Annotated in this window: 21 protein-coding genes and 1 tRNA gene; 21 read left to right on the top strand and 1 reads right to left on the bottom strand. The window is 43.7% G+C overall.

The window, feature by feature from the left end:
- Positions 1-146: 146 nt before the first annotated feature.
- The 4 genes from iadA to AAC978_RS08680 all read left to right on the top strand — a co-directional run bounded on the left by iadA (position 147) and on the right by AAC978_RS08680 (position 5150).
- Positions 147-1376, top strand: a complete 1230-nt coding sequence (gene iadA, locus AAC978_RS08695) for a beta-aspartyl-peptidase (protein WP_341547655.1) — start codon at positions 147-149, stop codon at positions 1374-1376.
- 15 nt (positions 1377-1391) lie between these two features.
- Entirely contained in the window at positions 1392-3413 is a 2022-nt protein-coding gene (fusA, locus tag AAC978_RS08690; protein WP_341547654.1) for an elongation factor G, read from the top strand.
- 184 nt (positions 3414-3597) lie between these two features.
- Positions 3598-4965, top strand: a complete 1368-nt coding sequence (locus AAC978_RS08685; RefSeq protein WP_445900295.1) for a sigma-54 interaction domain-containing protein — start codon at positions 3598-3600, stop codon at positions 4963-4965.
- A 59-nt stretch (positions 4966-5024) separates the two neighbouring features.
- On the top strand, positions 5025-5150 hold the full coding sequence (locus tag AAC978_RS08680; protein WP_341547653.1) for a hypothetical protein: 126 nt from the start codon (positions 5025-5027) through the stop codon (positions 5148-5150).
- A gap of 197 nt (positions 5151-5347) precedes the next feature.
- On the opposite strand, the gene AAC978_RS08675 is transcribed toward AAC978_RS08680, so the two are convergent.
- Positions 5348-5421: transfer RNA gene (locus tag AAC978_RS08675), tRNA-Trp, on the bottom strand.
- A 147-nt stretch (positions 5422-5568) separates the two neighbouring features.
- Between AAC978_RS08675 and AAC978_RS08670 the strand changes: the two genes are divergently transcribed.
- From AAC978_RS08670 to AAC978_RS08590, 17 genes are all read left to right on the top strand, one after another.
- A complete protein-coding gene (locus AAC978_RS08670; protein ID WP_445900294.1) occupies positions 5569-6429 on the top strand; it encodes a PHP domain-containing protein in 861 nt (286 codons plus the stop codon).
- A gap of 128 nt (positions 6430-6557) precedes the next feature.
- Complete coding sequence (locus tag AAC978_RS08665) at positions 6558-7445, top strand: BON domain-containing protein (RefSeq protein WP_341547652.1); 888 nt, start codon at positions 6558-6560, stop codon at positions 7443-7445.
- 278 nt (positions 7446-7723) lie between these two features.
- On the top strand, positions 7724-8698 hold the full coding sequence (locus AAC978_RS08660; RefSeq protein WP_341547728.1) for a metal-dependent hydrolase: 975 nt from the start codon (positions 7724-7726) through the stop codon (positions 8696-8698).
- 235 nt (positions 8699-8933) lie between these two features.
- Positions 8934-11498 (top strand): DNA translocase FtsK, encoded by a 2565-nt coding sequence (locus tag AAC978_RS08655; RefSeq protein ID WP_341547727.1) that lies wholly within the window; start codon positions 8934-8936, stop codon positions 11496-11498.
- A gap of 149 nt (positions 11499-11647) precedes the next feature.
- Positions 11648-12013, top strand: a complete 366-nt coding sequence (locus AAC978_RS08650; protein WP_341547651.1) for a DUF1540 domain-containing protein — start codon at positions 11648-11650, stop codon at positions 12011-12013.
- Between the two features lie 251 nt (positions 12014-12264).
- Positions 12265-12705, top strand: coding sequence for a DMT family transporter (locus AAC978_RS08645; RefSeq protein WP_341547650.1), 441 nt, complete (start codon positions 12265-12267; stop codon positions 12703-12705).
- A gap of 124 nt (positions 12706-12829) precedes the next feature.
- Complete coding sequence (locus AAC978_RS08640) at positions 12830-14050, top strand: M48 family metallopeptidase (protein ID WP_341547649.1); 1221 nt, start codon at positions 12830-12832, stop codon at positions 14048-14050.
- 23 nt (positions 14051-14073) lie between these two features.
- Positions 14074-14703, top strand: a complete 630-nt coding sequence (kapD, locus tag AAC978_RS08635) for a 3'-5' exonuclease KapD (RefSeq protein WP_341547648.1) — start codon at positions 14074-14076, stop codon at positions 14701-14703.
- A gap of 93 nt (positions 14704-14796) precedes the next feature.
- On the top strand, positions 14797-15141 hold the full coding sequence (locus AAC978_RS08630; protein ID WP_341547647.1) for a toprim domain-containing protein: 345 nt from the start codon (positions 14797-14799) through the stop codon (positions 15139-15141).
- Between the two features lie 216 nt (positions 15142-15357).
- Positions 15358-16650 carry an aminotransferase class I/II-fold pyridoxal phosphate-dependent enzyme gene (locus AAC978_RS08625; protein ID WP_341547646.1) on the top strand — a complete coding sequence of 431 codons (1293 nt, stop codon included), beginning with the start codon at positions 15358-15360 and terminating at the stop codon, positions 16648-16650.
- Between the two features lie 16 nt (positions 16651-16666).
- Positions 16667-18988: an ATP-dependent DNA helicase gene (locus tag AAC978_RS08620; protein ID WP_341547645.1), complete on the top strand. Its 2322-nt coding sequence runs from the start codon at positions 16667-16669 to the stop codon at positions 18986-18988.
- A 156-nt stretch (positions 18989-19144) separates the two neighbouring features.
- Positions 19145-20044, top strand: a complete 900-nt coding sequence (locus AAC978_RS08615) for a site-2 protease family protein (RefSeq protein WP_341547644.1) — start codon at positions 19145-19147, stop codon at positions 20042-20044.
- Between the two features lie 71 nt (positions 20045-20115).
- Entirely contained in the window at positions 20116-20469 is a 354-nt protein-coding gene (locus AAC978_RS08610) for a hypothetical protein (RefSeq protein WP_341547643.1), read from the top strand.
- Between the two features lie 70 nt (positions 20470-20539).
- Positions 20540-21169, top strand: a complete 630-nt coding sequence (locus AAC978_RS08605) for a ribonuclease H family protein (protein WP_341547642.1) — start codon at positions 20540-20542, stop codon at positions 21167-21169.
- A gap of 56 nt (positions 21170-21225) precedes the next feature.
- The gene (locus AAC978_RS08600; RefSeq protein ID WP_341547641.1) at positions 21226-22920 is read left to right on the top strand and encodes a M3 family oligoendopeptidase; all 1695 of its coding nucleotides are present in this window, start codon (positions 21226-21228) and stop codon (positions 22918-22920) included.
- Positions 22921-22934: 14 nt separating this feature from the next.
- Positions 22935-23342, top strand: coding sequence for a PaaI family thioesterase (locus AAC978_RS08595; RefSeq protein ID WP_341547640.1), 408 nt, complete (start codon positions 22935-22937; stop codon positions 23340-23342).
- A 12-nt stretch (positions 23343-23354) separates the two neighbouring features.
- Positions 23355-24539 (top strand): amidohydrolase family protein, encoded by a 1185-nt coding sequence (locus tag AAC978_RS08590; protein ID WP_341547639.1) that lies wholly within the window; start codon positions 23355-23357, stop codon positions 24537-24539.
- The last annotated feature ends 79 nt before the right edge of the window (positions 24540-24618 follow it).

The following is a 24618-nucleotide window of genomic DNA, read 5'->3' as shown; positions in this document are numbered from 1 at the left end:
TTTATGGAGAATGGGTAATAAGAAAGGATTTTTATCATTAGTGGAGAATAACTCTACAGTTGCAAATTTGCTCAAACTTTCTAACTAATTCGAATAAGATTAAATATTAATGGGCACTCTACCTTCCATAAAGGGAGGGGTTACCTGTGTGGAGCTTGATCAAGAATGCAAACATCTTTGCACCGGAACCACTTGAGACACATGATCTCCTTGTGGTGGGAAACCAGATTGCAGCCATAGGTAACGATTTATCTCTTCCTTCTTACATTAATGGTCAGGTCTATGATCTGAAAGGGAACTACCTTGTGCCGGGTTTTATTGATGCTCATGTCCATATTTGTGGTGGTGGTGGAGAAGCCGGCCCCAGCTCGCGAACTCCGGAGGTCCAACTCTCACAGCTAACCCAAGCGGGGATCACCACTGTAGTAGGTTGCTTAGGGACGGATTCTCTATCCCGTTCCATGGAAGGACTTTTAGTAAAAGCCAATGCCCTTGAAGAAGAAGGATTAACGTGCTATGTCTATAGCGGAGGATATCAAGCCGATCGTATGGTTTTTGATAATCTCCGTAAGGACCTAGTCTTAATCGATAAAGTTATTGGGGCGGGTGAGATTGCTATCTCTGATCACCGCTCAGCCCAACCCCAGATCTCCGAGCTGGAACGCCTTGCGGCAGGAGCTCGCGTAGGAGGGATGCTAGGACACAAAGCGGGAATTGTTCATATCCATTTAGGTGAAGGGAAAAGAGGCTTATCCCCGATTTGGAGGATTGTGGAAGACACTGAAATCCCGATTACCCAATTTATGCCGACACATATCAATCGAAAGGAAAAACTCTTAAAGGAAGGTGTAGAGTTTCTAAAAGCGGGTGGCACAATTGATCTAACAGCAGGTTGCGACGATTTTGAACCCCATTTACATGTTCCCTTCGTTTTAAATACCCTCTATGAGCAAGGACTATTAAATGACCGAGTCACCGTTACTTCCGATGGCAATGGTAGCTTACCTCAATACAATGAGGCTGGTGCCCTAGTCGGCATGGGAATCGGTTCGGTTCATGTCCTTTGGCGCGATGTTCGAGAGGCCATAAATGAGTATAAAATACCCCTAGAAATTGTTTTGCCGACGATTACCAGTAACCCTGCCCGTATTCTGAAATTAAAAGGCAAAGGTATGATTCGGCAAGGCTATGACGGAGATTTAGTCGCTTTGACTGATGATCTTAGGATTGATAAGGTCTGGGCTAGGGGCAAAATAATGATTCGTGACCGTACGCCTGTTGTTTTTGGGATGTTTGAGACATCATTGGCGAGTCATCTTCAGACTGTAGAAACTCCACGATTAGTCAAAGGTAGGATCCTTTCTAATACACATTAAGGAGGTTGATTTGTCTTGAAGACCTATGACACTATGAATCTACGCAACATATGCCTAGTAGGGCATGGAGGGGCAGGGAAGACGTCATTGTCGGAGGCTTGTCTCTTTAGCTCAGGCGCTACTACCCGGATGGGGAAAGTGCCTGAAGGTAATACTATGTCAGATTCTTTGCCAGAAGAAATTAAACACAAGGTCTCCATCAGTACGAGTCTTATTCCTGTAGAATGGCAAGGCTTTAAAATTAATATCCTTGATACTCCAGGATATTCCGATTTTTTTGGAGAGGTCAAGTCTGCCCTGAGAGTGGCAGAGAGCGGGGTTGTTGTTCTGTGTGGCGTATCAGGTCTTGAAGTACAAGCTGAGCTTATACTTGACTTGATGGAAGAGCAGAAGTTGCCTCGCGTTATTTTTATTAATAAGTTAGAGCGGGAAAACGCCAGCTTTACTAAAACAATTGATCAATTAAAGGAGTCTTTTCCGAACACGCGATTTGTGCCCATGCATGTTCCCATGGGTCTAGAAAATGAATTTCAAGGAATAGTTGATATCATAGAACAGAAAGCCTACGTCTATGATAATGATGCCAGTGGGAAATATACTTTGAAGGATATCCCATCAGAGTATCTTTCTGAGGTGGAAGAATATCGAGAAATATTGGCAGAAGCCGTGGCTGAAGCTGATGACGATATATTGACCAAATACCTAGACGGTGAAGCACTGAGCAATGAGGATCTTCGCCAGGCCTTAAAAAAGGCCCTCGAACAAAATATAGTAGTACCGGTCCTTGCGGGCTCTGCCCTGAAAAATATGGGCACAGCGAATCTGCTTGATTTCATTGTTCACTATGCACCGGTTCCGCAAGTGCATGAAGAACGCAGCGCTCTTGTCTTTAAAACCTTAGCAGACCCTTATGTTGGCAAAATGAGCTTCATTCGTGTCTACGGAGGAAAAATCCAAGCAGACAGCATGGTCTATAATACCCTAAAGGAAAAAGAAGAAAAAATCAGTACTCCTTTTATTTTACGAGGTAAAAATCAGGATCCTGTTCAATCCGTACCAGCCGGTGACATAGCCGTCTTAGCTAAGCTTCAAGAGGCAGCAACAGGGGATACCCTTTGCGCCAAAGATAGCCCTGTTGAATTGGAAGGTATCGCTTTTTCGATTCCTCGTTTACCTGTTGCGATTGCACCGAAGAGCAAAGGTGATGAGGATAAATTGGGCAATGCCTTGGTCCGCTTGAGTGAAGAAGACCCTACCATGCGTGTTGAAAAAAATATTGAAACCAAAGAGTTGATTCTTTACGGTATGGGTGAGATGCATGTGGAAATCCTCATGGAAAAGCTCCAACGGAAATTCGGGGTGGGCGTTGAGACGAAGGTTCCTCGTGTTCCTTATCGGGAAACCATCAGGAAAGCCGTAAAAGTGGAAGGAAAGCATAAAAAGCAGAGCGGCGGACATGGACAATATGGGCATGTGTGGCTCAATCTTGAACCTTTAGCAGATGGCGACTTTGTTTTTTCTGAGGAGGTTTTTGGTGGGGCAGTACCTAGACAATACTTTCCGGCTGTCGAGAAGGGAATCCGTGAAGCAATGTCCGAAGGTGTATTGGCTGGATATCCGGTTACAGGCTTTAAGGCGACACTGACTGATGGCTCCTATCATAGTGTAGATTCTTCGGAAATGGCCTTCAAGTTGGCCTCCATCATTGCCTTCCGCAAAGGAGCGGAGATGGCCATCCCTACCTTGTTAGAGCCTATTGCTGAAGTAGAGGTCCGGGTGCCGGAAGCTTATATGGGCGATGTCATTGGTGATATCAATGGCAAAAGAGGCAGAGTTTTAGGAATGGAAGCTGATGGTAAGTTCCAAGTGATTAAAGCCCATGTGCCACAGTCCGAAATGATGCGTTATGCCATCGATCTCAAATCTATGACCCAGGGAAGAGGAAGCTTTGATATTCGCTTCTTAAAATATGATGAGGTGCCTGCCCGCATCAGTGAAGGCATTATCAGCGAATTGAAGGCGGCTCAAGGCAATTAAAGAGATTATCCTTAGAAACAGTCAGGTCTCCCTGGCTGTTTCTTAATTTTATTGGAAAATATATTAATTATTCCTAACTTTAAGAAGGGGATTTGCTTAATGCGTTGAATATTCAAATTATTAGATAAATTATAAATATTATAAGAGGGAAAAGAGTGGGGGGCTCAAATTGAGACGGGTGGAGATGAGAGACAGTCTACGTGTCGAAGAGGAATTACATGTGCTTTATAATTCAATTCAAGAAGCCATCGAGGTAGCTGGGAAAGATGGCACCATAGAATATGTTAATCCTTATTTTAGCCGTTTGACAGGCATATCACCCTTTGAAAGGATTGGCAAGAACATCTTTGAACTCTCGCCAGAGGGTGCCTTAGCAAGAGTGCTGAGAACACATGAGCCAATCTATGCCCATCGTTCGACGATTGAAGAGTGCGCGACTGAAGTGATTGCAAATGCCTATCCTATTATTATCGAGGGAAATATCGAGGCGGGTTTAGTGGTTTTCAAGCCTCTAACTGATGCCTCCAAGCTAAGTGATGAGCTTGAGAACTATAAACAAAGAATCCAAGACCTTTTAACTAGGGTCAATCAAATGGCACCTAGCGCCTATACCTTTGATGATATTCTCGGTAGTCATCCTGATTTTGTGTTTGTACGCAATAAAGCTCGCCGTGCTGCTGAAACCAATACACCCGTTTTGATTAGCGGCGAAAGTGGTTCTGGGAAGGAGCTTTTTGCCCATGCTATCCATAGTGGCAGTTTAAGATGCCACAATCCATTTGTGAAAATTGATTGTGCAGATTTGCCCGAGAGCCTTATTGAAGGTGTACTTCTTGGTTATGAAAAATACCAAGGAAATATAATGGATCAGAAGTTAGGTAAGCTAGAGTGTGCCAGTTGCGGAACTCTTTTTCTCGACGAAATTGGTCTGCTTAATGAACATATGCAAAATAAATTGTTGCATATCCTTCAAGAAAAGAAATACCAACCCCTTGAGGGTACCCGTACCGTTGAGCTCGATGTCCGCATCATCTCAGCGACCAACCGAAACCTAAGACAGATGGTCGACAATGGTCAATTCTCAGAAGATTTATATCACCTCCTTAACGGAGTTGAAATCTTCATCCAGCCCTTAAGAAAGCATAAGGAGGATGCTCTCACTTATGCTCAGAGTATTATCTACAAGGCGAATCGAAAGCTGGGTAAGCATGTCATAGGGATGACAACTCAAGCAGAACAGCTTTTGTTAGATTATCAATGGCCGGGGAATATCCGCGAGTTAAAAAATGTAATAGAAATGGCCATGGATTCTGTAGAAGGAGATATGCTTAATGTTAAGGATTTTGCAAGTCTGATTGAGGTAGTCAATAAGACGGAGGAAATCCACTTCCGTGAGCCCATGGCCCTTGATCAATTAGAGAAAAAAATGATTCGCTTGGCATTAGAACGCTATGGTAATTCCGTTGAAGGGAAAAAACGCGCTGCGGGAGTCTTGAAGATTTCTTTAGCTACTCTTTATAATAAAATAAAAACTTTAGAAGATAATGCTTGAGTTTATGGGTATGCTTTTATGGGAAATTGCTCATCCTATAGAAAAAGGAGGGATTTTCCATGGCGTTTTTCGGCTCTAAGGGTAGAGACCCTAAGAAAAAGGCTGACTCGGCTAAAAAGCAGCATCATCGTGGCGATGCTATCAGAGAAGATATGGAAGGCTTCAAGGATTTGTATTGGCCCTAAGGGGTCTGCTAAGGTTTTATATCTGCTATGACCTATAAAAGCTCTCGCCGGATCGGTGAGAGCTTTTATGTTTATTGGCAAGGATAAATAATGACGCAAATGCTAGGGCACTTTGTTGCATACAAAAAAATCGGTAAAACTACCGACTTAAATTCGACTCGAATATTAAATTTGGAAAATCAAGGCCATAAGAACTGTGGCAGGGGATGCAGGAGTTGAACCCACACTAACGGTTTTGGAGACCGCTGTTCTACCATTAAACTAATCCCCTAAAGGTCAAAACTGAAGACAAATGAAATTATACTTCAAGCCGAGGAAAGTGTCAACTAAAACTAGTAGAAAGTAAATAAAAAACTGATGATGTCTATTGGTTATAAAAAGCAGGATTTTGCTCGACAAAAAAGAAAGACTATCTTTAGTGGTGGAAGTAGTGGAGGTGAACCTTACGCAAATCGATCTGCATATTCATACTATGGAATCCGATGGATCTCTTTTAGTGAAAGATGTCATTCACGAGGCCTTTGAGCGCGGGGTTCGCATTTTAGCTTTGACAGATCACGAAACGACTAATGGAGTCCAAAGTGCCATGGAATTAAGCCGCGAATACAATATAAAAGTCATACCGGGGGTTGAGCTGGTTACAGCATTCAAAGGCCACGAGGTTCATTTGCTAGGTTATTTTAACTCTGAGGTTTTTTTTCATTCTGATCTACAGTCGCGCCTCAAAGAGCTTCGCGACAAACGGACGGCTTTAGCCTATGATATGGTCAAGCGTCTTCAGGGAGATGGATTTACCTTAAAATGGTCAGAAGTAGAAAGGATTGCCAATCCGGAGGGAGCCGTGAGCAAGAGTCATATTATGAGAGCTCTGCATGAGCATGAGCATGGTACAATTCAGTGGCCTAGCATTGCGAAATTATTTCAGCCTTATGGGGTTGCCTATCTACCTTTTTTAGAGCATGCCTTTGAAGATGCGGTTCAATTGATCTATGCCTGTGGTGGCGTACCCGTGCTGGCTCATCCTGGTCTTCTAGAAAACCAGGAGCTAGTGGGGGAGCTATTGTCCTATCGTCCAATAGGGCTTGAGGTATATTATGGCTACTGGGATCAGCGTGAGACCTTAATAAAATACTATGAGAAATTAGCCAAGAGCAAAGCCCTGTTTGCAACGGGGGGAAGCGATTTTCATGGTCTAAACGGCCCGGTGAAAATTGGCGAGGTTGATGTCCCCTTGTCATGTGCTCAGGATCTGGTGAGCTATCTAAAGCTTGACGTCTAAATTACCCTGTTCCTATTTAGAAGTACAGAAGCAAGTATATTTACCTTGGCTTTAGGATAAAAACAACCCGGAAGAGAAAAACTAACCTTAGTTTTGTCGGGTTTACTACAAGCTGGGGGGACAAAGATATGCTAAAAATACGGCCGGAAGAAAAAGTACATGAAGACATTAAAATCCTCATTCAAACTCATTTTGGTGAAACTGGGCAAGGGATCCATATAGAGGTCAAGGGAGATAAGGTTTCCTTATGGGGCACTGTGGATAATCTTGCAGAAAAGGATTTCATCGGTCAAAGGATCCGTCGCATTGATGGAGTGGGTGAAGTCGATAATTCTTTAACAGTAGCTAACGATGGGAAGGTCACGGATAAGGACATAGAGAAACAAATCAGCGAACGCTTTGCTCAATCGAACGATGAAGAGATCATGCATTTGGGATGCCGTGTCAGCAAAGGGATTGTGACCCTCCTCGGACATCTCGAAACACAAAGCAGGGAACGACTAGCTAAACGCATTGCTTCTCAGGTCAGGGGAGTTAAGGAAATTCGCAGTGAAATCGACTTTCTCGAAAATGCTGTGGACGATGCCACCCTTGTCAATCGGGTTGAAGATGCTATGGTTAATTCTCCTTGGGTGAATGCCCAAGAAATCAAAACTGAGGCGCGTAACGGACTAATTACCCTCACGGGCTTAGTAGATTCACAGGAGGAAATGGAGTGGGCAGTAGATACGGCATATCAAGTGCCGGGGGTAAAAGCCGTGGTCAGTGAACTCTTTTCCCGACATCGTTCTCAAGGTGAGGATCTCTATATGACCGAACAGCTCGTGCGTAAATTGGGGCAGCATGGCATGAACTCCCGCAATGTTCGAGCCTTTGTCCAAGATGGTATTGCTTATTTAAGTGGTGAAGTCTACTCAGATGAGGACAGAAGATGGGCGGAATCCATGGGTCAGCACGTGGAAGGGATTAAGAGTATGAACAGCGCCATTAAAGTAGCATCACACTCAAGTAAATGATCTTACTGGGTATTAAGTTAAAATGAAATATAATTGAAGGGTAAGACTCAAATGCTTTGGCTTTGGCCATCGCATTTGAGCTTTTTTATGAGCTCTTATTTTTTCTATGGGAATTATGCCATGATACATATGGAAGAAAAGTAATAAAAAACTATAATTCCTTATAATGACTAATCCATTTATGAATTGATGTGTGATATAATGTTCTCGTTCGTTGCAAATAGCGAACGCAGGCTTTGTGAAATTTTTAGATAATCTTTTATTTATTCTTAAATTATCTGGAGGTGTTGAACATCGACCCTATTACTCATGGCCTAATTGGGGCTGCCATATCAAGTCTTTCCGGGCACCCTATGCAACTTAACGATCCAATTTTTATTGGCTGCACATTGGGAGCGATGATTCCCGATTTGGATATTGTTACACACTTTAAGGGTAGAATAAATTATTTGTTGAAGCACCGGGGAGCGAGTCATTCACTACTTGCTTTAGGGGGGATGGCGCTTGGCCTCGGTAGTCTTGTTCATTTTATTTTCCCAACCAGTCCTTGGCTGACAGTGGTTTTTTGGACCTTATTAGGAACTTTATCACATGGGATTGCTGATTTGCTTAATTCCTATGGCGCGCAATTGCTATGGCCTTTCTACAAGAAGAAGTTTACGGTGAACATGGCGATGGTGACCGATCCTGTCATTTTTGTCTTATTTCTTTCATCCCTAATCTTTTCGCTCGTGCAACCAGAACTGGCATTATTCTCAACCTTAACAGTCTTAACGATTTCTATGGTCTATCTCGTGATTCGGGAAATAGATCGCTTAAATACACGAAAGAGGCTCTCGCAGGCCTTCGGGGTGTGCGGAGAACAAATCAAGGTTCTACCGGCCATGTATCGCCCTTTAAATTGGTCCTTTTTACTCTATGAAGAAGATCGAGTATCCTTTGGTACTATGCAAAAGAAGGAAGGTAGGATTCTCAAAACCTTACCTAAATGGGATGCAGAAGATCCATGGATTAATAACGCTTTAGAGGGTGAGCTGGCAGATATTTTCAATCAGTTCACACCCTATTATCACGTTATTCGCAAAGATATTGGGCAGGAGGCAAAGATCCAGTTCGTGGATCTCCGCTATTGGAATAAAGAAGATTTCCTCTATAAAGGTGAAGTATTGGTTTGTGCCGATGGCAAGATTACGGAAGAGAGATTTTTTTCATTCGGAAACAAAAGTTCTCAGGGAATCGTCTTAGAGTATTAATTTAAAAGCAATGAACACAGGATTTCCGCTTAAGGAATATCCTGTGTTTTCCTATTGATTAGGACTTTCAGGTAATAATATCGGAAAAACAAAAATTTCTTTGACTATATTTTAAACATAAAGGATAATTGAAGGTGGTGGAGGTGGGACCGTGTCAATAAGAAGAAGAAAAAAAACCCTGCCTATCCGGCAAGGGATTGCTATAATATTGGCCTTATTAGGCTTTCTGGCATTGATGGGTGAATTGGGGATCACGGGCGGCAAGGCTTTTTACCAGCTTCTTAAATACCCCTTGGGAGAGAAGGCTTGGCTGGCGCCCTTCGTTTTTTTTATTTTAGCTATGGCAGTCTGGGCATCGACCCTATTCTTGAAAAGACAAGAGTCATCGACGAAACGAATCAAGTCACAACAACGTAACAGGCCCAGTAGAAACTTAAAAGATAAGCACCTTCGGGAAGAGCTCCCTGATGAAACGGATTTTTTTAATCAAGGAGTTGAACTTCCCAAAAGCAAGCTTGTGCCTTTAAAAGGTTTTTCTGAATATTTTTCTTCGGACTTAGAGTTAGAGCCTATGGAGCCCTTAGTTGAGCTTGATTCCTTGGGTAAGGACTTTGATACCTATTTTAAGGAAGGACAGGAGCACTCTTTCCAGACTATTGGTACTCGTTTAGAAACTGTAAAAGGTTTTTCCAAGTATTTTGAAGAAGTGAGTGCTGAAATTGAACAAGAGCTTGAGGATAATCAGCCGATAGATAATGAGCAATCTAAAAAAACAACACTTTTTCCGAGTAAGCGTGAATGGGATAAACCGAGCTTTACGACTTTGGGTTCCGATTATTATCCGGGTCAAGTGGCGCAGCTCAAAAAGAATGACCACCTAGACCGCAAAGACAACATAATTAAAGGAGTTTCCCCTGAAGAGAGGACAGCGTTACTTGGTAAGCCACATCCTAGCTGGATTGAAAACAGCTTTTCAAGGTCAGCCCTAGGGGAAGTGTCGCTTGAGTTGCCTAGAGAGCCAGAAGAAAATACCTATCCCAAGTGTGCAAGGGAAGCTGCATACCTCGATAAGGATGCCCAATCCATAGAAACAATGTCTTTCGACGAGGAAGAGGAAGAAGCAGAACATAAAGATGAGGTAGCCGTAGAAAAAGTAATTGTCATAGAAGAAGTAGAAGCAGAAGAAGTTGAAGTAGAAGCAGTTGAAGTAGAAGCAGAACAGTTTCAGACTAAAGCAAGGGAAGATATTACAAAAAAATTCATGCCTTCAGCCATAAATGTTGGCAATGTCGAAGAACAGAGACCTGTTGAGTCCAAGACTGAAAATATTAAACCAGAACGGTATGCCAAGGCTTGGAAATTACCTTCCTTTGACCTTCTGGATACCCTTCCGCAGGTCACAATTGTTCACGACCAGGATACTCAAAAACACTTAGAACAGGTCCTGGAGAATTTTGGAGTTCATGCTAAAGTCATTCGGGTTGCCAGAGGTCCCGTAATTACCCGTTACGAATTAGCTCCCGCACCTGGTGTGAAAATTAGTCGAATTGTTAATTTAGCTGATGATATTGCTTTAGGTTTGGCTGCACGTGATGTACGGATTGAAGCTCCGATTCCCGGAAAATCAGCCATCGGTATTGAAGTACCCAATAAGCATCCACGATCCGTTCCTTTTCGTGAGGTTCTCGAGACCCCTGAGTTTAAAGAAGGTTCTGCTAAGCTGCGTGTTGCCCTGGGCAAAGATATCGGTAATCAATCCATCGTGGCCAATCTCGCTAAAATGCCTCATCTCCTAGTAGCAGGGGCTACTGGCTCGGGAAAGAGTGTTTGTATTACCGCTATTATTAACTCATTGCTTTTTAATACCTGTCCCGATGAGGTTAAGTTCTTAATGGTTGACCCCAAAATGGTCGAGCTAAGCATTTATAATGGGATACCTCATTTGTTAGCACCTGTGGTCACAGATCCAAAGAAAGCTGCTGCTGCTTTGAAATGGGTAGTTAAAGAGATGGAAACCCGTTATGAGCTTTTTGCTGCTTCCGGGGTACGCGATATTGAACGTTATAATCAGATGAAGGCGCAAGAGCAGAGACAAACAAAAGTTCTAAGTAGCGAAGCTGCACGGATTGTGCCGGCGATGCCTTGGATTGTAGTCATTATCGACGAGTTGGCTGACTTAATGATGGTAGCTGCCGACGATGTAGAAGAATCGATTTGCCGACTGGCCCAAATGGCGCGTGCGGCTGGAATCCACTTGGTTATCGCTACCCAACGCCCCTCAGTGGACGTGATAACTGGAGTAATCAAGGCCAATATTCCCAGTCGGATTTCCTTTGCGGTGAGCTCTCAGATTGACTCCCGAACCATTCTCGACTCCACAGGGGCGGAGAAATTATTAGGGCGCGGGGATATGCTCTATTCACCGCAAGGAATAAATAAGCCGATGCGGGTTCAAGGGTGTATGGTCACTGATGATGAGGTGCAGAGAGTTATTGCTTGCTGGAAGGCTCAAGGGTCACCTGAGTATCTTGATCCAGAAGGATTTATCAACGATTCACCCTCGGTCAAGGGTGAGAGCGCAGGTCCCGATGATGAGCTCTTTATGGAAGCGGGTCATCTCATCATCACAACCGGCATGGCATCTGTTTCTTATCTGCAAAGAAAGCTAAAGCTGGGCTATGCCCGTGCGGCAAGACTCATTGATTTGCTGGAGGATAACGGGGTAGTTGGAGGTTATGAAGGCAGTAAGCCTCGCCAAGTCCTGCTTAACATGGATGAGTTTGAGGAGCGTTTTGGATGACAATAATATCAAGCTTGTGATTTCATAGAAAGAGCGAAGGAAGGTCCTTAGAAAAAAGGATACCTTCCTTTTTGTTTGGGAATAAAGAGGAAAAAGCGGGCAATACTAACCCTAATCCATATTATGATGAGTCTGGAAGGAGTATGAATATGAGCATTCAATTAAAATGTGATGCGGTAAATTGCGTGTATAATCGCAGTCAACTTTGTTCAGCAGAGGAGATTAAAGTTCAAGGAGGGCAAACCACAGGAGGTGATGACACCTTTTGTGGAACCTTTAGTTCAAAGAGTGTGGGTAACTTCGTTTCATCGATGGGGAATATGAATTTTAGCGGGTCTTTAAAACAGATGGTATCCTCAGAACCGGTTATGGACCCCAAGGTTCATTGCAATGCAGTGAACTGTACTTATAATTCTTCGGAAATGTGTCATGCTGACCATGTTGCCATCCGTAATGAAAGTTCTCATTCTGCTGAAGAAACTGTATGCGAAACATTTTATCCGCAGATGAGTTGATCTTCTAGATAAGTCATAGTTTAAGATGCTCGATAAAGAGATCAATATCTGAAAGCTTGCTTCTCCAGCAAGCTTTTTTTGTACTTTCAAAAGTAAAACGACCTTGCATACTTGTGTCATCCTGCGAAGCCGGGTTTCTTTATAGTCATTTATGTATAGTCTTTTGTAGAATAATAGTTGTATAATAATAGTTGTATAATAAGTAAGATAGAGCTGGTAGCTCGTGCCAGAGCTGATGAAGGAGATTGTCCATGAAAGGCTTATTTGTCTTCGTTGCCATATTGGGAGGAATGTTGCTTGGAATTCAGACTCCGATTAACGGTGCGTTAGGAAAGAGGATCGGGGGGATAGAGGGAGCGCTGGTTTCCTTTACGGTGGGGATGATCTGTTTGCTCTTTGCGGTATTCTTCTTCGGCAAAGGCAATCTCAGTCAAGTTGCCCAGGTGCCGAAGCTATGGTTGGTCGGGGGAGCATTAGGTGCTGTTGCTGTGACTTGTTCGATTCTTTCCGTGCAAAGAATTGGGGTGACGAGTGTATTAACGGCAGCTGTTCTTGGTCAAATTATGGTGGGACTTATTATCGATCATTTTGGACTACTCGGGGTAGCGAAGGTACCCGTCAATAGTTTACGTCTACTTGGAGTGGCATTGATGATAGGCGGTCTATTTCTGGTTCTCAGGCCTAACAGCTAGAACTTTTTTGCTTCTTATGGGGGTCCGCGCCATATTTCCTTTCAGGAAACATATACTTAGTGGTATATTCGATTTTTAACCTGTAATAGATTAAGAATGCACTGATGCCAAGGAGGAGTCTGAATTGAAAACTCGAAGCACGACGATTTGGATATCACTCATGAGTCTTGCCCTCCTCTTTAGCCTGCTGTATTTAGGGTATGTCCTTTTCCCTGGGTATATCCGTCCAGAAGCGATTCAGTACTTTGGCTTGGAACAAGTTCAGCAAGGACAAGATTATAGTAAAGGAATAAGAATTTCCTATATACTGAGCTTTATGTTCCAAGCATTGTTTCTTATCTGGTTCCTAGCCTCAGGGCGGGGCGGACGCCTTTCCCAATGGTGTGAAGACAGGTATCAGAGTAATCCTTGGCGCGGTTATCTTGTCTTTTACTTGATAATCTGGGTGATGTTAGCATTAATTCTTTTGCCTTTTATGTTTTTCAGTGGCTTTTACTGGCAGCATCTCTGGGAATTTTCTACTCAAACCTTCGGCTCCTGGTGGGTGGATTATCTAAAACAGTCCATCATCGATATTGTACTCGGCGGGGTGGGTGTCGTCCTCATATTTCTATCTTTTCATATCTGGCCAAGAATCTGGTGGATTATTTGCGGCGTTTTCTTTTCTCTTTGGTTGGTTATACAAAGTATTCTTTGGCCCATCCTAATCGCACCTATGTTTAATCAGTTTCGAACTATTGATGATCCGATAATTACGGGAATGGTTTATGAGCTTGTGGACAAGGCTGATTTAGAAATCAAGGAAATTCTAGTCATGGATGCCAGCCAAAGAACGACAAAAGCCAATGCTTATTTCGCTGGGGTGGGTGGGACCAAGCGAATTGTTCTTTACGATAATCTTCTCAATCAGTATTCCTTGGCTGAAATAAAAGCCGTTATCGCTCATGAAATGGCACACTGGCAACAGGGCCATATTGCCAGGGGACTCACCTTAGGTATCTTGGGAAGCTTTTTGGTGTGGGGCTTAGCATATCTTGTTCTACGTCCGTATATGTCCAACCGGCATATTCCGCCGCTAATTTGGGCTGTTTTGCTCTTATTTATTTTGCTTGCTAACTTTGTCAGTGCCCCATTGCAAAATTCCATATCTCGACAGATGGAAATCGAAGCAGACCAAACGGCAGTCATCTTGACGGGAGATCCCGAGGCGGCTATCCATTTGCAGATGAATCTTGCCTTGAAGAATCGCTCCGATTTATCTCCTCCAAGGTTCGTCGAATGGCTGAGTTTTACCCATCCTTCGGTGCTGACAAGAATAGAAAAAATCCGCGAAGTTACTGAATAATTTTAAGGAGTGGAGATTGCATAATGGATTTTTTGGTAGTGGATTTTGAGTTTTCCGTGCCCCGTAGCTATGGTAAGCCCAGGGCTTGGTTTTCGGAAATTATTGAAGTAGGTGCCATTGTTCTTGATAGTAATGGTAAATTAGGGGATAAGACCTATAGTGCTTTTGTGAAACCGCGATTTTGGCCTCGTTTAGCAGAGGAAAGCTATGGGATTACGGGTATTCGTCAAGAGGATGTGGATCATGGGGTTAGCTTGGAAGAGGCGATTAGCCACCTTCAAGAACTGGCACCCCGTCGTGATACTTATGTAGTTGCTTGGGGGGATGCGGATCGCAAAGTCTTGGGTAATGTGTGTGAAAAATATGGTTTGGCTTATCCGTTCATCTGGGATAACTACATTGATTTAGCGGAACAGTACAAGGATTATCGTTCGCTTGAGCGTTTGTTGTCTTTAAAAAAGGCCATCGAGGAGAATGCTATCGAGCAGATCGGGATTCTCCATTCCGCTTTGGATGATGCTATCAATGCCGCACAGGTCATGGGGAAAATGATGAGTGAGGGCTGGTCAGCCCCAATGAATGAAGAGTACTCAGTCCAAAGTGAGAAAAGAATTGCGGAGATCATTTCCCAGAAAAATATAAATATTGTTTGAAAATGTATGAAGCTAAGGACTTTTTAGCCATCCTAGACCTAACGCTGTGTTTAGGTCTTTTTCCAATAAATTAGTGGGACTGGAGGAAATAGGATGTCTAAAATTATTATCGTCGAGGGAAAAACAGATAAAGAACGTCTCCAGGAGATTTTAGCAGAACCCGTCGAAATACTCTGTAGTCATGGAACCATAAGTTATGAAAAGATTGAAGAATGGGCAACCCAGCTTGAGGAGTCAGAAGTGTATCTTCTGGTGGATGCCGATGACTCGGGAGAAAAGATCCGTAAAAATCTCCAACAAGAGCTGCCGAATATTCGTCATTTATACACTCAACGTATGTATCGTGAAGTTGCCACGACACCTTTAGAAGTGCTTGCTCAGGTATTAGCACATGCTCATTTTGAGGTTAAGGAAATTCATTCAGAAGAAAATATCTAAGGTAGTGACGGTTGCCGAGTGTCAGCCGTCATTCCTTTGTATTGATCATGTATTCTATATACTCGTGTAATTGGGGAGGAACTTTTTGAGTTTGTATCGAATCATAAAGGGATCTTTAGATAGAATAATATACACATTAGGAGATCAGAGCGTTTATTTGTTGAATAATATAGAACATCAGACTAAGGATGTGCCAGAGGGAAAGGAAGAAATCTCATGCATGATATCGCTAGGGAACTCAATGAGCAGATTGAGCAAGAAAATCCTCATGTATACGAGCTCCTCTCAGATTTAGGAAGAAACTTGTATTATCCTAAAGGGATCTTGACTCAGACCGATGAAGCCAAGGAAAAGGCTTATCGCTTTAATGCTACGATCGGAATGGCTACGGAAAAAGGGCAACCTATGTATTTATCGGTTATTCAGGATACCCTATCCGAGTACAACCCTCAAGATATTTATACTTATGCACCGCCTGCCGGAAAACCCAAGCTTAGAGCAATCTGGAGAGAAAAGATCCTTAAAGATAACCCTTCACTGCAGGGGAAAACCTTTACGCTACCGATTGTGACCAATGCCTTAACTCATGGATTAAGCATCGCTGCCGATCTTTTTTTGAATCCTGATGATACTTTAGTTCTTCCCGATAAAATCTGGGGTAACTATACCATGATTTTTGGGACCCGTCGGGATGCCAAAATTAAAAACTTTAGCTTTTTTGCAGAAGACGGAAGGTTCAATGCTCAGAGTATGAAAGAAGCCTTGCTGGCTCAAAAAGAGCAAGGCAAGGCGGTCCTGCTCCTCAATTTCCCGAATAATCCTACCGGTTATACCCCTGTTGAACAAGAAGCCCAAGCCATTATTGATGCCTTGCTGGAAGTCGCTGATCAAGGGATTAACCTGGTGGTAATAGCTGATGATGCCTACTTCGGTCTCTTCTACGAGGATTCTATTAAAGAATCGCTCTTTGGTCGTATTGCTAATATCCATCCCCGCATTTTAGCTGTTAAAGTCGATGGCCCTACCAAGGAAGAGTATGTATGGGGCTTCCGGGTGGGCTTTATCACCTTTGCGGATGCCAGTTCCGTTGTTTGCGAGTGCTTAGAGAATAAGGCAAAAGCCATTATTCGTGGCACTATTTCCAATGCGTCACACCCTGCGCAGACCTTTGTTCTTCATGCTTTGGAGTCTCCCGACTATGAGAAACAAAAACAAGAAAAGTACATGATCATGGAAGGCAGAGCCTTAAAGGTCAAAGAGATATTAAAGAGCGGTCAATATCAAGAGCTTTGGGACTATTATCCCTTTAATTCCGGCTATTTTATGTGCCTCAAGCTTAAAGGAGGGGTAAAGGCAGAGCAATTAAGACTGCATTTACTTCAAGAGTATGGGGTGGGCGTTATTGCCTTGGGTGAATCAGATATTCGTGTCGCTTTTTCCTGCGTAGAAAAAGAAGACCTGGAAGAACTATTTGAGTATATCTATCGAGGTACTAAAGATTTAGAATAAAAGGGAGTAGCAGGTCTTGGACAAAAAACAAAGGGTTTCTGTTCGAAACCTGGTAGAGTTCGTCTTAAGACAGGGTGATTTGCAAACAGGCTTTAGAAGTGCTACGAGGTTAGTCGAAGGGACCCATGCTCATCAGATCCTGCAGAGGCAACGCGGGGAAGATTATCAACCTGAAGTCACTTTACAGACAATTTATCACCAAGGCGAACTCAGCTTAGAAATTCATGGGCGGGCGGATGGAATCTTTCGAAGTGAATCGGGAGTTGTGGTCGAAGAAATTAAATCGACTTCACTGGAGTTAGACTTAATCGACCCATCCTACAGTATTTTGCACTGGGCGCAAGCTCAGTGCTATGCTTATATATTGGCGAGTCATGAAGAATTGGCTCAAATCGAGGTTCAATTAACCTATATCCACCTAGAGACTCACGAAACAAAGGAGTTTAAAAAGCTATTTAGCTATGAGGAATTGGCGAGCTTCTTTACTGATCTGGTAGAACGCTATTGTGCATGGGCAAATCGTCTTTCTGCTTGGGCGCAGCTTCGCAATGAGAGCATAGCCCAGCTGGAATTTCCCTATCCTTCTTATCGTAAGGGTCAAAGAGAGCTCGTCGTTGCTGTCTATAAAACGATTAAAGAAGGAAAAAGGCTGTATGCCCAGGCCCCCACGGGTATTGGCAAAACACTGGGGACGATTTTTCCGGCCTTAAAAACTCTTCTCGAAGGTGAAGAGACACCGATCTTTTATCTGACAGCTAAAACCATCACCCGTACCGTTGCCGAAAGCACTTTATCAATGCTCGAGCACCAAGGCTTGTCTCTCAAGAGACTTACCCTTACGGCCAAGGACAAGATATGCTTTAATCCCGGTTGTGATTGTACTCCGGAAGATTGCAGCTTTGCCAAAGGGTATTATGACCGACTAGGTTCGGGGTTGGCGGATATTTTTCAAGCTAATGTTTGGAACAGAGAGCATATTGAGCTTATTGCTAGGGCTCATGCTATCTGTCCCTTTGAATTCTCCTTGGAGTTATCCAATTGGGCGGATTTCGTCATTTGCGACTATAATTATGTATTTGACCCAAGAGTTTTTCTCAAACGCTTTTTTCTTGAAGGTGGAGCCTACACTTTCTTGATTGATGAAGCTCATAATCTTGTGGATCGAGCGCGGGAGATGTTTTCTGCAGAAATCAATAAGGAAGATTTCTTGCAGGTTAAAAATCTTGTCCAAGAGGAAGAACCGGTTCTCGGAAAACGCCTGCAGACGGTAAATAAGAATCTTCTCAAGCTTAAAAAACAAGGACTTGAGGTAACAGGAGACGCTCCCACCTCCTTGTACTCATCCTTGGAACGAGTTGTCAATGAAGCGGAGAAGATCTTTAAGAAAGAGGAAAACTCCCCCTGGAAAGAGAAATTAACAGAGCTGTATTTTAATATTCAGGCTTTTTTGCGGACAGCAGAAAGCTATGATGAACACTATCTGACGTATTTTCAGAGTACAGAACAAGACTACCGGGTAAAGCTTTTTTGTGTAGATCCTGCAAAGCGGTTAAGTGAGGTCTTAAACAAGGGGCGTGCGGCGATTTTTTTCTCTGCAACCTTAAGCCCCTTAGAGTATTTTATTAAAATTTTAGGGGGAGAAAAAACCTCGTATAAGTTGCAATTAGCTTCTCCATTTCCGCCGCATAATCTCTGTGTCATGCTTCAGAAACACATCTCCACTAAATATAATCAACGTTCGATGTCCTTGGATGCTATCGTAGAAGCTATTGCGAAGCTTGTGTTAAGCAGAAGGGGCAATTACCTAGTCTACTTTCCCTCCTATGAGTATCTTGAGCGTGTTCAGGAACGCTTGAGGATGCTTCACCCAGAGCTCAAGCTCTTACCCCAAACTTACGGGATGACAGAGGAAAATCGTGAGGAATTTCTAGAAGCTTTTCGAGCTGATCCCCAAGAAAGTCTCGTCGGCTTAGCCTTACTGGGGGGAGTATTCGGGGAAGGGATTGATCTCACCGGAAACCGCCTGTCCGGAGCAATCATCGTCAGTGTCGGACTTCCTCAGCTTGGTCTCGAGCGGGATCTCATCCGCAATTACTTTCAAGAATACAATCGCCAGGGTTTTGAATATGCTTATATGTACCCGGGGATGAATAAGGTGCTCCAAGCCTGTGGAAGAGTGATAAGGACGGAACAGGATCGCGGAGTTATTCTCTTAATTGATGAGAGATTTACGCGATTGACCTATAAGCGGCTTTTCCCTAAGGACTGGAAGGATGTCCACTACCTCCAAGATAATAATCAGATCCAGCCCATCCTGGAAGGGTTCTGGAGAGAATAGAGTTATTCCCTTGATGAAGAAAAATGTGGAGCCAAAAGGATAGAGTCTAGAGTATGTAATCTAGATAATGGTGGATAAAAAGAAAAGGAGAGAAGGAAAATCGATAAGTTAAACCACGAGCATAACAAAAGCGATTCTTTACCGCCTTCAGGTCAAGTGAATTGGCTGGGTCAAGGTGATCCTTATCGGCGAGAGGAATTGAATGAAGTTAAGATAGTAGCATCTCCAGAGGGAGAAGATGAGGGATTTCTGGCTGATCAAAGCATGGCTCCCCAGAAAGAACGTAAGAAGGGTTTAATGGCAGTAGCTGCCTTTCTCGTAGCTATTTTGATGAAGGGGAAGTTTCTGATCGTATTTCTTTTATCGAAGCTGAAGTTTCTCTTTGTCTTTCTTAAGCTGAGCAAATTTGCCACAACCGCAGTATCGATGTTCGCTACGGTCTGGATATATGCCGTTTTTTATGGTGCAAAATTTGCGTTAGGATTTGTCGCATTGCTTTTTGTGCATGAAATGGGACATTATCTCACAGCCAAGCGGGTGGGGTTAGCAGTATCAGGCCCCGTCTTTATTCCCTTTGTGGGTGCTCTCATAGGGATGAAGGAGACCCCCAGAGATGCAGTTATGGAAGCTCAGGTTGGCTATGGAGGCCCCCTCTTCGGCAGTCTCGCGGCGGTGCTCTGTTTGTTCTTCTATTGGTTAACAGGGTATGAACTGGCCTTAGTTCTCGCTTATGTCGGGTTTCTTCTCAATATATTTAACCTTCTTCCCGTCCATCCCTTGGATGGAGGCCGAATTGTGGGTGCCGTTTCTCCCTATCTTTGGCTCGTCGGTCTCCCCGTATTAATCTATCTAATGCTTCGGTCCTTTAACCCCATTCTCTTAATCGTTGTATTCTTAGGCTTCTTTCAGGTCTATAATCTCTGGAAGAAGCGCCATGAACTATCGGTCTATTATGAGGTGCCCTTGAAGGAGCGGGTTCAGTTTGCCATTCTCTATTTTGGCTTGGTGGGTTCCCTTGGTATGGGACTAAGCTATACCTTGGAGCTGCTAGCTTAGCTTATGCTGCAACGAGTGAAAACAACTCCCTAAGGATAAACTAAAGCAAATAAGGATAGGGAGGAATCATTGTGGAAGAAAACCAAGTGCGATCGGAAAACCAGCAGAATCAGGATAGCCTGATTATGAGCTTTTACTATGAGCAAGGGGCACCCTCAGGAGTCGGATTTGAAGTCATTGAGCAGTTGTCCAAAAATGAAGATACCCTCTGCTTGGCTATGAACATTGCCACTAAGATAAGCGACAGCTTACCTGAGGAAGCCAAGGAAATCATGCTCAAGGAAGAAGTTCCTTTATACCGAATTTTTACAGACCATGAAGGTTTTTGGGGTGAGTGGTGCGATATGGAGACCTTGGAAGTGGAGCAGGAGATGAATAAACTTCTCGATCAAATAGCTGAGGATCTCAAGGAAGCCGCTAATTAAGATATATTGCGGCGTAGTCCACCCCTGTGTTACCATTGAAGAAAAAGTAAACAGATGAGGAATATTTTTCATGGGGAATCAAAAACAGAAGTTTTACGCCGTCCGTGATGGTCGGGAAAAGGGAGTATTCACCTCTTGGGAAACGTGCAAAAAAGCCATCCATGGCTATTCGGGAGCGGTTTATAAATCCTTTCCCACTCGAGAAGAGGCTCAAGCATGGTATGATGGGGAATCACTGTTCCAGAGTTCCACAGGCAGTGACGAGTTAAAGTCGGAGAGTAAATCTTTTTCGGCGGATTATGAAGTCTATACGGATGGAAGTTTTGTAAATGGCCAGTATGCCTGGGCCTATGCTTTTGTCAAAGAGGGTAAGGTTCATTATGAAGCCAGCGATGTGGGTAAGAATCCTTCGGCAGCAACCATGCGTAACGTGGCGGGCGAGATTGCCGCAGCTCTCTATGCGGTAAAAAAAGCGTCACAGCTTGGCGTTACAATCCGCATTCTTCATGATTACGCTGGGATCGCTCATTGGGCTACGGGAGAATGGCAAGCAAAAAACGAATTTACTCAGGCTTATGCCAAAATGATGAACCAATATCGTGGGATCTATAGCTTTGAAAAAGTAAAAGCCCATAGTGGCAATGAATTCAACGATTATGTTGATCAGTTGGCAAAGAATGCTTTGGGTCTAACAAATTAAGAAAGAAATAGACCTGTTTTAGATGATGCCAGTTAGCTTTAGGTGGGGGTTGAGAGATGAAATTTCAAGATTTTCCTTATGCACGTCCTGATATGGAGAATTACCAAGGAGAATTCCGGAATCTTCTAGAGCAATTTAAAGAAGCGGATCAGTTTCAAGTGCAGGATGACATCCTTGTTAAGCTGAATAGCTTGCGTGGAGAGTTTGACTCCATGATGCAGATTGCTTCGATACGTCAAACGATCGATACAAATGATGCCTATTATGAGCGGGAGCAGGAGTTCTTTGACGAGAATTCACCTCTCTACCAGGGACTGATTTCGGAATTTTATCAGGTTTTGCTGGATTCCCCATTCCGCACGGAATTAGAGAAAAAATGGGGGCAGCAGCTATTTTGCATGGCCGAACTCTCCTTAAAGACCTTTAAACCGGAGATTATCGAGGATTTGCAGATTGAGAATAAATTGTCCACTGAATATACTAAGCTCATTGCCTCGGCTAAGATCATGTTTGAAGGGGAAGAACGCAATCTATCAGGCTTGGGCCCATTTTTGCAATCTACGGACCGGAAGCTTCGTAAAAAAGCTGCTTCAGCAAGATATGCTTTTTTTTCAGAACATGAAGAAACCTTGGATTCTATTTTTGATCAATTAGTTAAGGTCCGGACACGGATTGCCCAGAAGCTGGGCTACCCTAATTATGTGGGGTTGGGTTATGCGCGGATGCTGCGCACCGATTATAATGCGGAAATGGTGGCTAAGTTCCGCAAGCAAGTTCAAGAAGATATTGTTCCTGTAGCAACCCGTTTGCGAGAGCGTCAAAGACTGCGTCTGGGTTTACGGGATTTATATTACTATGATGAAAAGATAAGCTTTAATTCAGGGAATCCGACCCCCCATGGCGAACCGGCTTGGATTATTGAACAGGGCAAGAAGATGTACGAGGAATTATCTCCGGAAACGGAGGAATTCTTTACCTATATGGTCAATCACGAGCTTATGGATCTGGTCACCAAAAAAGGGAAGGCTGGCGGTGGTTATTGTACCTATATCAGCAAACATCAAGCACCCTTTATCTTTTCGAATTTCAATGGAACCTTCGGTGATGTGGATGTCTTGACCCACGAAGCGGGTCATGCCTTTCAAGTGTATTCGAGCCGCCATCATACTCTGCCGGAATACCAATGGCCGACTTACGAATCCTGTGAAATTCATTCCATGAGTATGGAGTTTTTTGCTTGGCCCTGGATGGAGCTATTTTTTGAAGATGAAGCCGCTAAATATCGTTTTAACCATTTAAGTGAGGCGCTACTCTTTATTCCCTATGGAGTAACAGTGGACGAATTTCAACATTTTATCTATGAAAATCCCGAAGCCACCGCGCAACAAAGGAAATCGGCTTGGCGCGCTATAGAAAAGAAATACCTACCCCATCGAGATTATGAAGAAAATGACTATTTGGAGCGCGGAGGGTATTGGCACCAACAGGGACATATCTTCGGTAACCCCTTCTATTACATTGACTACACCCTTGCCCAGATCTGCGCCTTTCAATTTTGGAAGAAATCTAGAGAAGACGGTAAGAGGGCTTGGCAGGATTACTTAGGCTTGTGCAAGGTTGGCGGAAGCCTGTCATTTCTGGATTTGGTGAAGCTAGGTCATTTAATCTCACCCTTCCAAGATGGATGTATTAAATCGGTCATCGGAACTATTGAAGCTTGGCTCAATCAAGTGGACGATACAAAGTTTTAGTCTTGGAGGAAAACATGGCTAGTCTAGAGGTGCTAGGTTCCAGTAAAGTATGGAAGTACCTAGGGATCGACATAATTTCGAATCAGCAAGGTAAACGAGGCGTCAAGGTTACCAATTCAGATAATCTTAAACAAGTTCATGGGAGCCTACATGGTGGGATTATCGCTACAGCCATCGATACTGCCATGGCAGTGGCAGTTAATGAAGCTATCGGACCGACTCAGTATGCGGTAACTGTCGAGCTAAAGGTGAATTATCTTTTACCTGTTGTGGATTCAGACATTTATGCCTTTGCCCATCTCGTTAAAGAAGGTAAACGACTTCTTATAGGGACCATCGATGTTTTCGATGAAAACGACAACCTAGTGGCGATTGGTTCCTCGACTTTTTCGCTTATTACTCGTCGCCAGGATACAGAGTAAAAAGGAGCAGAAATGTTTATTTCCTGCAGTGCAGAAAAAAGGATATTGGCAATACCCAATCAGGGATCGGCGGTAGTGGCTGGATATTGGACACCCGAATTAGGCAGAGTTGATGGACCGATTCGCATGCAATGGGAGCAGGGCAAGGTCAGCTCTCTTGGCCCCCTTATAGCCTCCATGGAGTGCTTAAAGGCTTCTTCTCAAGATCTTCCTTGGCACTCCTATATCCTTATGCCGGGATTTATCGATGCTCATGTTCATTTAGCTTTAGACAGTATCGATTTTTTCCAATGCCTTCGTAACTGGCAGGACCCTGCGCAGATCGAAATGAGTATCCAGGATGCTTTGCGACACTATTTGGAGTTGGGTATCGTTGCCATCCGTGATGGTGGAGATTTGCCAGGCTTTGCTTGGGCAGCCAAACAAAGCCTCGAAAGTCAGGAGTGGATAGGGCCTAAAGTGATCTCGGTACGTGAAGCGGTGAATAGGCAAGGCATGTATGGACGCTTTCTCGGTCGTGGCTTTCAAAATGTACAGGATTGGCAACAGCTTAAAGAGGAGTTCTTCCGTCAGGGTGCAGATCAGCTCAAAGTGGTAGTGACAGGAATTATTTCCTTTAGCGAATATGGACAAGTGGGACCGGTGCAATGGAGCGTCGGGGAGCTCAGGAATTTAGTGAATTCCGCTCATGAAAGAGGAATCTTAGTTATGGCTCATGCCAGCGGGGAAGAGGGAATCTCCAGAGCAATTGCAGCCGGAGTCGATTCCATAGAGCATGGGTATTATATGACTTCCGAACACTTAAACCATCTGAAAGAACGTGAGATGGCTTGGGTACCTACGCTTGCCCCTATCGGTAATCTTTTAAAATATCCCTCAGACAGATATTCCCCACATGAGATGCATACCTTAAATCGAATACTCAATAGCCACCTTAAACGAATTAAAGAAGCCTATGACATGGGTGTACGGTTAGGAATCGGCACGGATGCAGGTGCCTATGCTGTTCACCATGGGGATTCCTTCCTCGATGAAATGAGCTGGATGGGGGATGCTGAAATTCCTAAGAACGCTATCTATTGCTTGGCTACGCAAGAAAATGCTCGAATCTGTAGGCTACCGGAGTATGGCAAACTAGAAGTGGGGACCCCCTTAAGCTGTCTCCAAATGCAAATTCCCAAGCGCTTGGGAATTTGACATCCACCCAAGCTTGGAAATTAATATATACTACGATTGATTATGGCATATGCTACTGTGGGCCTTTGGGACCCGCAGT

Origin of the sequence: Desulfitobacterium sp. THU1 (genome assembly GCF_038181555.1) — a bacterium.
In the GTDB taxonomy this organism is placed as follows: domain Bacteria; phylum Bacillota; class Desulfitobacteriia; order Desulfitobacteriales; family Desulfitobacteriaceae; genus Desulfitobacterium.
This window is presented reverse-complemented; position numbering and strand designations above follow the sequence as displayed.

Coding starts and splice junctions, on each gene's coding strand:
- AAC978_RS08685 (WP_445900295.1), top strand. CDS start 3,598: ATGAGAGACAGTCTACGTGTCGAAGAGGAATTACATGTGCTTTATAAT.
- AAC978_RS08655 (WP_341547727.1), top strand. CDS start 8,934: ATGGGTGAATTGGGGATCACGGGCGGCAAGGCTTTTTACCAGCTTCTT.
- AAC978_RS08600 (WP_341547641.1), top strand. CDS start 21,226: ATGAAATTTCAAGATTTTCCTTATGCACGTCCTGATATGGAGAATTAC.
- AAC978_RS08645 (WP_341547650.1), top strand. CDS start 12,265: ATGAAAGGCTTATTTGTCTTCGTTGCCATATTGGGAGGAATGTTGCTT.
- AAC978_RS08650 (WP_341547651.1), top strand. CDS start 11,648: ATGAGCATTCAATTAAAATGTGATGCGGTAAATTGCGTGTATAATCGC.
- AAC978_RS08625 (WP_341547646.1), top strand. CDS start 15,358: ATGCATGATATCGCTAGGGAACTCAATGAGCAGATTGAGCAAGAAAAT.
- AAC978_RS08595 (WP_341547640.1), top strand. CDS start 22,935: ATGGCTAGTCTAGAGGTGCTAGGTTCCAGTAAAGTATGGAAGTACCTA.
- AAC978_RS08665 (WP_341547652.1), top strand. CDS start 6,558: ATGCTAAAAATACGGCCGGAAGAAAAAGTACATGAAGACATTAAAATC.
- AAC978_RS08680 (WP_341547653.1), top strand. CDS start 5,025: ATGGCGTTTTTCGGCTCTAAGGGTAGAGACCCTAAGAAAAAGGCTGAC.
- AAC978_RS08630 (WP_341547647.1), top strand. CDS start 14,797: ATGTCTAAAATTATTATCGTCGAGGGAAAAACAGATAAAGAACGTCTC.
- AAC978_RS08590 (WP_341547639.1), top strand. CDS start 23,355: ATGTTTATTTCCTGCAGTGCAGAAAAAAGGATATTGGCAATACCCAAT.
- AAC978_RS08605 (WP_341547642.1), top strand. CDS start 20,540: ATGGGGAATCAAAAACAGAAGTTTTACGCCGTCCGTGATGGTCGGGAA.
- kapD (WP_341547648.1), top strand. CDS start 14,074: ATGGATTTTTTGGTAGTGGATTTTGAGTTTTCCGTGCCCCGTAGCTAT.